Source organism: Kitasatospora sp. NPDC005748, assembly GCF_040630735.1.
GTDB lineage: Bacteria > Actinomycetota > Actinomycetes > Streptomycetales > Streptomycetaceae > Kitasatospora.
This window is the reverse complement of the sequence record NZ_JBEXYD010000003.1, coordinates 225,336-238,089: the sequence shown is the minus strand read 5'-3', so window position 1 is coordinate 238,089 and position 12,754 is coordinate 225,336. Positions and strand designations below refer to the sequence as shown.

Sequence of the window (12,754 nt, the reverse complement as noted above, 5' to 3'; positions counted from 1 at the left end):
AGCGCCCCGGAGGCGAGCGGGCGAGGACACTGGGCGCCGACCGTCGGCGCCGGGTCGAGCGGCCCGGAGGCGAGCGGGCGAGGACACTGGGCGCCGACCGTCGGCGCCGGGTCGAGCGGCCCGGAGGCGAGCCGAGCCTCGATAAGGAATGAGGGGCAGCGTGGTGGCGGGGCAGGGCAGGGAGGGCGGTTCCGGTACGCCGGGAAAGGGCTCCGGCGATCCGTGGCGGGTGCTCTCGGCGACCACGACCGCCTACAAGTCGGCCGGCCCGTTGGCCCGTCTGCAGGCCTTCCGGGCCCGTCTGCGGTACACCCTGGACCGGCCGCTCACGCCCTATCTGCTGATCATCGGCGCGACGCTGCTGCTCGTGGTGCTCGGCCTGATGATGGTCTTCTCGGCCTCGCAGATCCTCGCGCTGGGCCAGCACCGGTCCACCCAGTTCTACTTCTTCAAGCAGCTGGTCGCGGTACTGCTCGGCTTCTCGCTGCTGGTCGGCTTCGCGCTGGTCCCGGTGGCGGTGCTCCGGGTGATCGTCTACCCCGTGATGTTCGGCGTGATCGGTGCGCTCGCGCTGGTCGCGATCCCCGGGGTCGGGGTGGAGGTCAACGGCAACCGGAACTGGCTGGATCTGGGCTTCTTCCAGTTCCAGCCGTCCGAGTTCGCCAAGCTCGCGCTGGTGCTCTGGGGGGCCGACCTGCTCGCCCGCAAGCAGCGGACCGGCACCCTCGACCAGTGGAAGCACCTGCTGGTCCCGCTGGTGCCGGGCGCGCTGCTGCTGCTCGCGATGATCATGCTCGGCGGCGACATGGGCACCTCGATGATCCTGGTCGCCATGCTGTTCGGCCTGCTCTGGATGGTCGGCGCCCCGATGCGGCTGTTCGTCGCCACCCTCGGCGTCGCCGTCGTGGTCTGCACCGCCCTGGTGGTCACCGTCCCGCACCGGGCCGAACGGCTCTCCTGCATCGGGGTGACCAAGCTCGACCCGGCCGGCGCGTGCTTCCAGGCGCTGCACGGGGTGTACTCGTTCGGACTGGGCGGTCTGTTCGGTTCCGGCCTCGGCGCCGGCGTCGAGAAATGGGGCCAGCTCCCGGAGGCGCACACCGACTTCATCTTCGCCACGACGGGCGAGGAACTCGGTCTGGTGGGGACGCTGTCGGTGATCGGTCTCTTCGCGGCACTAGGCTACGCGGGTATCCGTGTGGCCATCGGTACGAAGGACCCCTTCGTCAGGTACGCCGCGGGGGCCGCCACCACGTGGATCATGGCGCAGGCCGTGATCAACCTGGGGTCGGCACTGGGACTGCTGCCCATCGCGGGCGTCCCGCTCCCGCTGTTCTCCTACGGCGGTTCCGCCATGCTGTCGGCCATGTCCGTGATCGGTGTGCTGCTGTGCCTCGCGCGCAGCACCTCGGGCGCGAAGGCGGCCCTGGCCGCCCGGAGCAAGAACTCCCGGATCAGGAGACGACTGGCCCGGGTGCTGCCACGACGACGAACCACAGCGCGCCCGGCCCCGGTGCCGGCACGCAGGGAGCGGTGAATTTCGGTGCATGTCGTACTCGCCGGCGGGGGGACCGCCGGTCACATCGAGCCGGCCCTCGCCCTCGCGGACGCCCTCCGCAGGCACGACCCGTCCATCGGGATCACCGCCCTGGGCACCGAGCGCGGCCTGGAGACCCGGCTGGTGCCCGAGCGGGGCTACCACCTGGAGCTGATCCCGGCCGTTCCGCTGCCCCGCAAGCCCACCCCCGAGCTGATCACCGTCCCGGGCCGGCTGCGCGGCACCGTCCGGGCCGCCCAGGAGATCATCGAGCGGGTCAAGGCGGATGTCGTGGTCGGCTTCGGCGGCTACGTCGCGATGCCGGCCTACCTGGCCGCCAAGCGGGCCGGGGTGCCGATCGTGGTCCACGAGGCCAACGCCCGGCCCGGCCTCGCCAACAAGATCGGTGCCCGGTACAGCGACTTCGTCGCCGTCTCCACGCCGGACAGCAAGCTGCGCGACTCCCGGTACATCGGCATCCCGCTGCGCCGGACCATCGCCACCCTGGACCGCAACGCGGCCCGGCCGGAGGCCCGGCACTACTTCGGCCTCGACCAGCGGCTGCCCACGCTGCTGGTCTCCGGCGGCTCGCAGGGCGCCCGCCGGCTCAACGAGACCGTCACCGCCATCGCGCCCCGGCTCCAGCAGTACGGCGTGCAGATCCTGCACGCGGTCGGGCCGAAGAACGAGCTGCCGCAGGTGGACGACATCCCCGGGATGCCGCCCTACCGCGCCGTGCCGTACGTGGACCGGATGGACCTCGCGTACGCCGCCGCCGACCTGATGCTCTGCCGGGCCGGCGCCATGACGGTGGCCGAGCTGGCGGCGGTGGGCCTGCCGGCCGCCTTCGTCCCGCTGCCGATCGGCAACGGCGAGCAGCGGCTGAACGCCCAGCCGATGGTCAAGGCCGGCGGCGGGCTGCTGGTCGACGACGCGGAACTGACCCCGGAGTGGGTCCTGCAGAACGTCCTGCCGGTGCTCACCGACCCGCAGCGGCTCTGGGACATGAGCAGGGCCGCCGCCGAGTTCGGCCGCCGGGACGCCGACGACCTGCTGGTCGGCATGGTCTACGAAGCGATCGAGGCCGCCAGGGGTGGCCGCCGCCGTGGCTGACGGTCGGCCCGCCGATCAACCCCCGGCCTCCGGCCGGGGGTACCCGCGGGAGGAGGTGGAGTTCGGGGACGAGGAGTACTCGCCCCGGCTCCGGCTCTCCCGGCGGGGCATCGCGGTGCTGGCCGCGCTCGGCGCCTCGGTGCTGGGCGGGCTGGCCTGGCTGGTCTTCCTCTCCTCGGCCCTGGACGTGCGCAGCGTCGCGGTGCAGGGGGCGCAGGACGACCGGCTGACGGTCGACCAGGTCCGCGCGGCGATCGGCACGGTCGGCGCCGGCCCGCTGGCCCGGGTTGACCTGGACGCCGCCACCCGGCGGGTGGAGGCGATCCCGCGGGTGGCCCGGGCCGAGGTCTGGCGGGGCTGGCCGCACACCCTGCGGGTGAAGATCACCCAGCGCACCGCGGTGGCCGCCGTCAAGGGGGACGACGGCAGATTCACCCAGGTGGACGCAGGTGGCGTGAGCTTCGCCACCGAGGACGCCGCCCCGGCCGGAGTGCCGGTGGTCGAACTGCGGCTCAGTCAGCAGGCGAACGACGCGGCCGGGGTGATTTCCCGTCCGCAGTTGGTCCAGGGGGCGGTGGCGGTCGCCGCCGGGCTGCCCGCCGAGGTCCGACAACGGGCCGGGGCGGTGCTGGTGCACTCCTACGACGACATCCAGCTGCAGCTCGGCGGGGGTGCCACGGTCCGCTGGGGGAGTCCGGACCAGATCGATCGAAAAGCCCGGGTGCTGGTGGCACTGATGAGTCAGAAGGGTACGAACTTCGACGTCAGTGCGCCGGACGCGCCGGCGGTGTCGGGATGATCCGGTAGGTTCTCTCCCTGGGGGAGGGGTTGACGCCTTTCGGTGACGGCCCGACCCTTGGTGGTCACCCCGGTTTCATAAGCTGGTTGATGATCACATAGGCTCAAAAGAAAAAGGGAAGCTCGGCGTGTTCGTTGAAACACGTGCCCGGGGCCACCTAGTGTCCTGTGTCACCAGACTGTGCTTCCTGGTGATGTGACGGAGGCACAGCACTAACCCTAAACGTCAAGTTTAGGGTTGGGGTCGGCGGTCGGCATTTCGGACATTCAGTCAGAAACCAGGCTCCCTACCCATCGACATCCGTCGGTACGGCACCCCACAGGGGGCCGGCCGACCCGGAAATTCGAGGCGAGAGGCCTTCGACGTGGCAGCACCGCAGAACTACCTCGCAGTCATCAAGGTTGTCGGCATCGGCGGCGGTGGTGTCAACGCCATCAACCGGATGATCGAGGTCGGTCTCAAGGGCGTCGAGTTCATCGCGATCAACACCGATGCGCAGGCCCTCCTGATGAGCGACGCCGACGTCAAGCTCGATGTGGGCCGTGAACTCACCCGGGGCCTCGGCGCCGGCGCCAACCCCGAGGTCGGCCGCAAGGCCGCCGAGGACCACCGCGAGGAGATCGAGGAGGTCCTCAAGGGGGCCGACATGGTCTTCGTGACCGCGGGCGAGGGCGGTGGTACCGGCACGGGCGGCGCGCCGGTCGTCGCCAACATCGCCCGCTCGCTCGGCGCGCTGACCATCGGCGTGGTCACCCGCCCCTTCACCTTCGAGGGCCGTCGCCGCGCGAACCAGGCCGAGGACGGCATCGCCGGCCTGCGCGAAGAGGTCGACACCCTCATCGTGATCCCCAACGACCGCCTGCTGTCCATCTCGGACCGCCAGGTCAGCGTGCTGGACGCGTTCCGCTCCGCCGACCAGGTGCTGCTCTCCGGCGTCCAGGGCATCACCGACCTGATCACCACCCCCGGTCTGATCAACCTCGACTTCGCGGACGTCAAGTCCGTCATGTCGGAGGCCGGTTCGGCGCTCATGGGCATCGGTTCGGCCCGGGGCGAGGACCGCGCCAAGGCGGCCGCCGTGATGGCGATCTCCTCGCCGCTGCTGGAAGCCTCGATCGACGGCGCCCGCGGCGTGCTGCTCTCCATCTCCGGCGGCTCCGACCTCGGCCTGTTCGAGATCAACGAGTCCGCCCAGCTGGTCAGCGAGGCCGCGCACCCCGAGGCCAACATCATCTTCGGTGCGGTGATCGACGACGCGCTCGGCGACGAGGTGCGGGTCACCGTGATCGCGGCCGGCTTCGACGGCGGCCAGCCCCCGGCGATCGTCCGCGACCCGGTGGTCAAGGCCACCCCGGCCACGCCGCCGCCGGCCGCCCCCGAGCGTCCGGCGACCCGGCCCTCGTACGGGAGCATCGGGTCGGTGACGGCCCGCTCCGAGGGCGACGCCCCGGCGCGTTCGACGGAGAGCCCGGCCACCACGACCGCCGCTCCGGTGCCGCCGCAGGTGCAGCCGGCCCGCCAGCCGTACGTGGAGAGCCCCGCCGAGGAGCTCGACGTGCCGGACTTCCTGAAGTAAGCAGTGGTCGATCACGCAGTACGCAACGGTGCTCACTTCGCCTTCACCGACCGGTGGGGCGGGGTGAGCACTTCGCCGTACGGGGAGCTGAACCTCGGCGGCGCGGTGGGGGACGACCCGGCCGCCGTCCGGCGCAACCGGGCGATCGCGGCCGGCGCGCTGGGCCTCGACCCGGCGGACGTGGTCTGGATGAACCAGGTCCACGGCGCGGAGGTGGCCGTGGTGACGCGGCGCCAGTCCGCGGGGGAGGCGCCGACCGTCGACGCGGTGGTCACCGACCGGCCGCTGGCGCTGGCGGTGCTGACCGCGGACTGCACGCCCGTCCTGCTGGCCGATCCGGTGGCGGGCGTGGTGGGCGCGGCCCACGCGGGCCGGCCCGGGCTCGCGGCCGGGGTGGTGCCGGCGGCGGTCCGGGCGATGGTGGAGCTGGGCGCCGAGCCGGGGCGGATCACCGCCGCGACCGGGCCCGCGGTCTGCGGCCGCTGCTACGAGGTGCCGGCGGAACTGCGTGCGGAGGTGGCCCGGCTGGTGCCGGCCGCGCACGCCGAGACCTCCTGGGGCACCCCGGCCCTGGACGTGCCGGAGGGAGTGGCGGCGCAGCTGACCGCTGCGGGCGTCACCGAGTTGGTGCGATCATCGGTCTGCACCCTCGAATCCGCCGATCACTACTCCTATCGCCGCGAGCGGCGCACGGGCCGGCTCGCGAGCTACGTCTGGTTGGGCTCTGATCACTCATGACGAACGACATCTACGGACCGTTCCCGGGCGGTGCGGATTTCCTCGCCGCCCTGACGCCGGGCCAGCGGGCCCGGTACGAGGAACTCGGGACCAACCTCGACGTGGTCGAACGCCGGATCGCCGACGCCTGCGCGGCCGCGGGGCGGGCGCGTGACGAGGTGCGGCTGATCGTCGTCACCAAGACCTACCCGGCTCAGGACAGCGCACTGCTGGCCGCACTGGGCGTCACCGACGTCGCGGAGAACCGCGACCAGGACGCGGCGCCCAAGGCGGAGCAGTGCAGAAACCTTCCGCTGGACTGGCACTTCGTCGGCCAGCTGCAGACCAACAAGGTCCGCTCGGTGGTCCGGTACGCGAACCACGTGCACTCGGTGGACCGGCCGCGGCTGGTGGAGTCGCTCTCCGCCGCGGTGCTCAAGGCCGAGCGGCCCGAGCTGGGCTGCCTGGTGCAGGTCGCGCTGGAGAAGGAGCACGGCGAGGGCGAGGGCCGGGCCGGGGCGACCCCGTCGGAGGTCGAGGCGCTGGCCGACGCGATCGCCGACGCGCCCGGGCTGCGACTGGACGGTGTGATGACCGTCGCTCCGCTCTCCGGTCCGCTCGCCGGCGATCCGGCCCGGGCCTTCGAGCGGTTGACGGAAATCGCAACCGCCGTACGGGCGGCCCATCCTGCTGCCACCATGGTTTCCGCAGGAATGAGCGGTGACCTGGAGCAGGCCGTTGCCGCCGGGGCGACACACGTGCGCGTCGGAACGGCGGTACTCGGAGTGCGGTCACCCCTCGGGTAACGTCACCGGGTAGTAGATCAGACTGCAGGACAAAATAGGACAGAAGCTAGCAGCTTTCCAGAGCGCTGGCGAACCGTGGATCGTAGCTCCGCGGCCCCCACCCACGAGTTCTGACCGGCCGTCGGCCCGTCGGCTCGTCGTGGGCGGACCGCGGAATCCGCAGCCGGGGCCGGACGGCCCGGCCGTCGGTACGGAGCCGGTCCACCACGGAGCGGGCAGGGCGAGCGACCATCGAGAGGCGCGCGTTCGCGAAGCGACCACCGCGCGGACAGCGAGGTGGGCATGAGCGGAGGAGACAGGAGCATGGCCGGCGCAATGCGCAAGATGGCGGTCTACCTCGGCCTCGTGGAGGACGAGACGTACGACGGCCAGGGGTACGACCCCGACGACGACTACGACGCGGACCCCGAGCCGATCCGAACGGGGCGGACGGAGGACATCCCCCGGCCCGCCGCGGCACCCGCCCCGGTCTCCTCGATCACGCCGCAGCCGGTCCCGGCCGCGGTCCCGATCCGCCAGGAGACCCCGAGGATGGCCCCAGTGTCGTCCATCACACCCGAACGCCGCCACAACCTGGAGAAGAGCGCCCCGGTGATCATGCCCAAGGTAGTGAACGAACGAGAGCCCTACCGCATCACCACGCTGCACCCCCGGACCTACAACGAGGCCCGTACGATCGGGGAACAGTTCCGTGGCGGGACCCCGGTGATCATGAATCTCACCGAGATGGACGACACCGATGCCAAGCGGCTCGTAGACTTCGCCGCTGGACTCGTCTTCGGTCTGCACGGCAGTATCGAGCGCGTGACACAGAAGGTGTTCCTGCTGTCGCCTGCTAACGTCGATGTCACGGCGGAGGACAAGGCTCGGATCGCCGAGGGTGGGTTCTTCAACCAGAGCTGACCCGGCCACGACTTTACGTGTGGATCTGATCGACAGTGAGTTAGTGACAGGCGGCACGGCCGAAGGGCCGAGAACCGGGGAGAGGGAAGCGCGATGGGGATCGTGTGGGCGGTGCTCTATTACGCGCTGACCGTCTTCCTGGTGTTCCTGCTTGTGCGGCTGGTGATGGACTGGGTCTTCCAGTTCGCACGTTCGTGGCGGCCCGGCAAGGCCATGGTCCTGGTCCTGGAGGCCACGTACACTGTCACGGATCCGCCGCTCAAGCTTCTTCGGCGGTTCATTCCGCCGTTGCGTCTCGGGGGCGTGGCGCTCGACCTGTCCTTCTTCGTACTGATGATCATTGTGTATGTCCTGATCTCGCTTGTGCGGCCCTAGTCGTAGGTGAGCGATGCGACAGGATGCCGGTGTGCCGACGATCACGTTGAGGTGAAGAGATGCCATTGACCCCCGAGGACGTTCGGAACAAGCAGTTCACGACCGTCCGCCTGCGCGAAGGCTATGACGAGGACGAGGTCGATGCCTTCCTCGACGAGGTCGAGGCGGAGCTGACCCGCCTCCTCCGCGAGAACGAGGACCTGCGCGCCAAGCTGGCCGCCGCGACCCGTGCCGCCGCGCAGAACCAGGCCAACATGCGCAAGGAGCCGCCGCAGGACTCGCGTCCCGGCGCCCCGGTGCCGGCCGCCATATCCGGCCCGCCGGTGCCCGGGCAGCAGCAGGGCCCCGGCCCGCAGCAGATGGGCGGCCCGGGCGGTCCGCAGCAGATGGGCGGCCCGCAGCAGCAGCAGCAGATGGGCAACCAGCCCCTCGGCCTGCCGTCCGGTGCCCCGCAGCTCCCGTCCGGCCAAGGCGGCCCGATGGGCGGCCAGCAGCAGCAGATGAACCAGACCATGGGCGGCCAGCAGCAGCTGGTGCAGCCGATGGGCGGTCAGATGCTCCAGCCCATGGGCGGTCCGGGTGGCCCGCAGCAGATGGGCAACCCGATGGGCCAGGGCATGGGCCAGCAGCAGATGCAGCAGATGGGCGGCCCGATGGGCCAGCCGCAGCAGATGGGCGGCCCGATGGGCGCTCCGATGCAGCAGCAGCAGGGCCCCGGCGGCGACAGCGCGGCCCGCGTGCTGGCGCTCGCCCAGCAGACCGCGGACCAGGCGATCTCGGAGGCCCGTTCCGAAGCCAACAAGATCGTCGGCGAGGCGCGCAGCCGGGCCGAGGGTCTGGAGCGCGACGCCCGTGCCAAGGCCGACGCCCTGGAGCGGGACGCGCAGGAGAAGCACCGCGTCGCGATGGGCTCCCTGGAGTCCGCGCGGGCCACGCTGGAGCGCAAGGTCGAGGACCTGCGGGCGTTCGAGCGTGAGTACCGCACGCGTCTGAAGTCCTACCTGGAGACCCAGCTGCGCCAGCTGGAGTCGCAGGCGGACGACTCGCTCGCTCCGCCGCGCATCCCGGCCACCGCATCGCTGCCGCCGGCCGCGTCGTCGATGGCTCCGGCCGGTGCGTCCGCGATGAGCGGGGGTGCTCCGGGCTTCGGTGGCAACCAGCCGTCCTTCGGCGGGAACCAGCCCTCGTTCGGCGGCCAGAGCTCCTTCGGCGGCAACAACGGTGCGCCGAGCTTCGGCGGGCAGTCCTCCGGTGGCAACTCCGGTGCCCCGCAGATGCAGCCGGCCGGGATGACGCAGCCGATGGCCGCCGTCCGCCCGCAGCCGCCGCAGCCGATGCAGCAGGCGCCGGCGCCGATGCGCGGTTTCCTGATCGACGAGGACGGCGACAACTGAGGTTGTAGCCAGGCATTTCGAGGGCGCCCCTGCCGTGACTTCCGGGTCATGACGGGGGCGCCCTCGTCGGTGTGCCCGCCCGGGTGAGCGCCGGTGCGACCGGGCGCCGGGGCGCGGGCTCCGGAGACGGCGAAGCCGCCGCCACCCCGGGTGGGGCGGCGGCGGCTTCGCCGTGCGGGTCGGGCCCGACGGGTCGGGCCGTGCGGGTCAGGCCGCGCGGGTCAGGCCTTGCGGAGCCGGAAGGTCAGGCCGAGGCCCTCGTCCGAGAAGGTCTCGGACTCCCAGTCGGCGGCGCCCGCCGCGAAGTCGGCGGCCAGTACCTCCTCGGCGACCAGCGGGCCGTGCTCGGTGATCGCCTCGGTGGTCTCGTCGGAGGCGGCCTGCCAGCGCAGCACGATCCGGTCGGAGACCTCCAGGCCGGAGTTCTTCCGGGCCTCCTGGATCTGCCGGATCGCGTCGCGGGCGATGCCGAGGCGCTTGAGCTCCGGGGTGATGGCCAGGTCGAGGGCGACGGTGGCACCGGACTCGTTGGCGACCGCCCAGCCCTCGCGCGGGGTCTCGGTGATGATCACCTCGTCCGGGCCCAGCTCGATCCGCTCGCCGTTCAGCTCCACCCCGGTGCTGCCGGTGGCGCGCAGCTCGGCGGCGAGCACCGCGGCGTCGGCGGCCGCGACCACCTTGGCCACGTCCTGCACGCCCTTGCCGAAGCGCTTGCCGAGCGCCCGGAAGTTCGCCTTGGCGGTGGTGTCGACCAGCGAGCCGCCGACCTCGGCCAGCGACTCCAGGGTGGAGACGTTGAGCTCCTCGGCGATCTGCGCGCGCAGGTCGGCCGGCAGCTCCTCCCAGCCCTGGGCGGCGATCAGCGCGCGGGAGAGCGGCTGACGGGTCTTCACGCCGGACTCGGCGCGGGTGGCCCGGCCCAGCTCGACCAGCCGGCGCACCAGCGCCATGTGCCGCGAGAGGTCGGCGTCGATCAGCGCCTCGTCCGCCTCCGGCCAGCCCGCCAGGTGCACCGAGGCCGGGGCCTGCGGGGCGACCGGGACGACGAGGTCCTGCCAGACCCGCTCGGTGATGAACGGCGTCAGCGGGGCCATCAGCCGGGTGACCGTCTCCAGCGCCTCGTGCAGGGTGGCGAGCGCGGCGGCGTCGCCCTGCCAGAAGCGGCGGCGGCCGCGGCGGACGTACCAGTTGGAGAGGTCGTCGACGAAGCCGGAGAGCAGCTTGCCGGCGCGCTGGGTGTCGTACGCCTCGAAGGCCGCGTCGACCTCGCGGACCAGGGTGTTCAGCTCGGAGAGCACCCAGCGGTCCAGCTGCGGCCGCGCCGCCGGGGCCGGGTCGCTCGCGGACGGCGCCCAGCCGGAGGTGCGGGCGTACAGGGCCTGGAAGGCGACGGTGTTCCAGTAGGTGAGGAGGGTCTTGCGGACCACCTCCTGGATGGTGCCGTGGCCGACCCGGCGGGCCGACCAGGGCGAACCGCCGGCCGCCATGAACCAGCGCACCGCGTCCGCGCCGTGCTGGTCCATGAGCGGGATCGGCTGCAGGATGTTGCCCAGGTGCTTGGACATCTTGCGGCCGTCCTCGGCCAGGATGTGGCCCAGGCAGACGACGTTCTGGTAGCTGCTCCTGTCGAACACCAGGGTGCCGACGGCCATCAGCGTGTAGAACCAGCCGCGGGTCTGGTCGATCGCCTCCGAGATGAACTGCGCCGGGTAGCGCTTCTCGAAGAGCTCCTTGTTCTGGTACGGGTAGCCGTACTGGGCGAAGGGCATCGAGCCGGAGTCGTACCAGGCGTCGATCACCTCGGGCACCCGGGTGGCAGTGCCGGAGCACTCGCGGCAGGCGAAGGTGACGTCGTCGATGTACGGGCGGTGCGGGTCCAGGCCGCTCTGGTCGGTGCCGGTGAGCTCGGAGAGCTCGGCCAGTGAGCCGACGCAGGTGAGGTGGCTCTCCTCGCAGCGCCAGATCGGCAGCGGGGTGCCCCAGTAGCGGTTGCGGCTGAGCGCCCAGTCGATGTTGTTGTTCAGCCAGTCGCCGAAGCGGCCGTGCTTGACCGTCTCCGGGTACCAGTTGGTGGCCTCGTTCTCGCGGATCATCGCGTCCTTGACGGCGGTGGTCCGGATGTACCAGGACGGCTGCGCGTAGTAGAGCAGCGCGGTGTGGCAGCGCCAGCAGTGCGGGTAGCTGTGCTCGTACGGCAGGTGGCGGAAGAGCAGGCCGCGCTCCTGGAGGTCCGCGACCAGGGCCTCGTCGGCCTTCTTGAAGAACTGGCCGCCGACCAGCGGGACCTCGGGCGCGAAGGTGCCGTCGGCGAGCACCGGGTTGACCACCGGCAGGCCGTAGCGGCGGCAGGTCGCGAGGTCGTCCGCGCCGAAGGCGGGCGACTGGTGGACGATGCCGGTGCCGTCCTCGGTGGTGACGTAGTCGGCGTTGAGGACGTAGTGCGCGTCCTCGATCTCGACCAGGTCGAAGGGGCGGCGGTACGCCCAGCGCTCCATCTCGGCGCCGGTGAAGGACTCGCCGGTGGCCTCCCAGCCCTCGCCGAGCGCCTTGGCCAGCAGCGGCTCCGCGACGACCAGCCGCTCGGTGCCGTCGGTGGCCACCACGTAGGTGACCTCGGGGTGGACGGCGGCGGCGGTGTTGGAGACCAGGGTCCACGGCGTGGTCGTCCAGACCAGCAGCGCGGCCCCGCCGGCCAGCGGGCCGGAGGTGAGCGGGAAGCGGACGAAGACCGAGGGGTCGACGACGGTCTCGTAGCCCTGGGCCAGCTCGTGGTCGGACAGGCCGGTGCCGCAGCGCGGGCACCAGGGGGCGACCCGGTGGTCCTGGACCAGCAGGCCCTTGTCGAAGATCTGCTTGAGCGACCACCAGACCGACTGGACGTAGGACGGGTCCATCGTCCGGTAGGCGTCGTCGAGGTCGACCCAGTAGCCCATCCGGGTGGTGAGCTCGGTGAAGGCGTCGGTGTGGCGGGTCACCGACTCGCGGCACTTGGCGTTGAACTCGGCGATGCCGTACGCCTCGATGTCCTGCTTGCCGGAGAAGCCCAGCTCCTTCTCGACGGCCAGCTCGACGGGGAGGCCGTGGCAGTCCCAGCCGGCCTTGCGGGCGACGTGGTAGCCCTTCATCGTCCGGTAGCGGGGGAAGACGTCCTTGAAGACGCGGGCCTCGATGTGGTGGGCGCCGGGCATGCCGTTGGCGGTCGGCGGGCCCTCGTAGAACACCCACTCGGGGCGGCCCTCGGACTGCTCCAGGCTGCGCTGGAAGATCTTGCTGTCCTGCCAGAAGGAGAGGATCTGGTGTTCGAGGGCAGGCAGGTCCACCTGCGCGGGGACGGCGTTGTAGGTGGTCATCGCGGTGTCAAACCTCCGGCGGATATCGGCTGGATCCGACGGAGGGACGAGACGGCGAGCCGCCCCGCGGTACCACCCTCCTTGGCCGCGGTGCTGCTGCGACCCTCTTGTTTGGGCTTGCTGCCGGTTCTACCGGGCCGCTGGGCTGACCAGCGGCCGTTCTTCCGGCGGCTCCGGGGTGATC

At 71.6% G+C, this 12,754-nt stretch carries 10 protein-coding genes; 9 read left to right on the top strand and 1 reads right to left on the bottom strand.

What is annotated here, in order from left to right; genetic code table 11:
• The first annotated feature begins 148 nt into the window (after positions 1 to 148).
• The 9 genes from ftsW (at position 149) to ABZ495_RS04145 (ending at position 9,220) form a co-directional block, all read left to right on the top strand.
• Positions 149 to 1,537 (top strand): putative lipid II flippase FtsW, encoded by a 1,389-nt coding sequence (gene ftsW, locus ABZ495_RS04185; RefSeq protein ID WP_352287125.1) that lies wholly within the window; start codon positions 149 to 151, stop codon positions 1,535 to 1,537.
• Positions 1,538 to 1,543: 6 nt separating this feature from the next.
• Positions 1,544 to 2,650 (top strand): undecaprenyldiphospho-muramoylpentapeptide beta-N-acetylglucosaminyltransferase, encoded by a 1,107-nt coding sequence (murG, locus tag ABZ495_RS04180; RefSeq protein ID WP_329487255.1) that lies wholly within the window; start codon positions 1,544 to 1,546, stop codon positions 2,648 to 2,650.
• Positions 2,651 to 2,705: 55 nt separating this feature from the next.
• Positions 2,706 to 3,449: an FtsQ-type POTRA domain-containing protein gene (locus ABZ495_RS04175; protein WP_359834331.1), complete on the top strand. Its 744-nt coding sequence runs from the start codon at positions 2,706 to 2,708 to the stop codon at positions 3,447 to 3,449.
• Positions 3,450 to 3,813: 364 nt separating this feature from the next.
• A complete protein-coding gene (gene ftsZ, locus ABZ495_RS04170) occupies positions 3,814 to 5,025 on the top strand; it encodes a cell division protein FtsZ (protein ID WP_329487253.1) in 1,212 nt (403 codons plus the stop codon).
• Positions 5,026 to 5,028: 3 nt separating this feature from the next.
• Complete coding sequence (pgeF, locus tag ABZ495_RS04165) at positions 5,029 to 5,763, top strand: peptidoglycan editing factor PgeF (protein ID WP_329487252.1); 735 nt, start codon at positions 5,029 to 5,031, stop codon at positions 5,761 to 5,763.
• Complete coding sequence (locus ABZ495_RS04160) at positions 5,760 to 6,548, top strand: YggS family pyridoxal phosphate-dependent enzyme (protein ID WP_329487251.1); 789 nt, start codon at positions 5,760 to 5,762, stop codon at positions 6,546 to 6,548. Before pgeF ends, ABZ495_RS04160 begins: the two co-directional genes overlap by 4 nt.
• Before the next feature lie 303 nt (positions 6,549 to 6,851).
• Positions 6,852 to 7,451, top strand: coding sequence for a cell division protein SepF (gene sepF / locus ABZ495_RS04155; RefSeq protein WP_329487250.1), 600 nt, complete (start codon positions 6,852 to 6,854; stop codon positions 7,449 to 7,451).
• A 93-nt stretch (positions 7,452 to 7,544) separates the two neighbouring features.
• On the top strand, positions 7,545 to 7,826 hold the full coding sequence (locus ABZ495_RS04150; protein ID WP_148645520.1) for a YggT family protein: 282 nt from the start codon (positions 7,545 to 7,547) through the stop codon (positions 7,824 to 7,826).
• Positions 7,827 to 7,885: 59 nt separating this feature from the next.
• Positions 7,886 to 9,220, top strand: coding sequence for a DivIVA domain-containing protein (locus ABZ495_RS04145; protein ID WP_359802536.1), 1,335 nt, complete (start codon positions 7,886 to 7,888; stop codon positions 9,218 to 9,220).
• Between the two features lie 221 nt (positions 9,221 to 9,441).
• Here the strand turns inward: ABZ495_RS04145 and ileS are convergent, their stop codons facing one another.
• Positions 9,442 to 12,570: an isoleucine--tRNA ligase gene (gene ileS, locus ABZ495_RS04140; RefSeq protein WP_359834329.1), complete on the bottom strand. Its 3,129-nt coding sequence runs from the start codon at positions 12,568 to 12,570 to the stop codon at positions 9,442 to 9,444.
• Between the last annotated feature and the right edge of the window lie 184 nt (positions 12,571 to 12,754).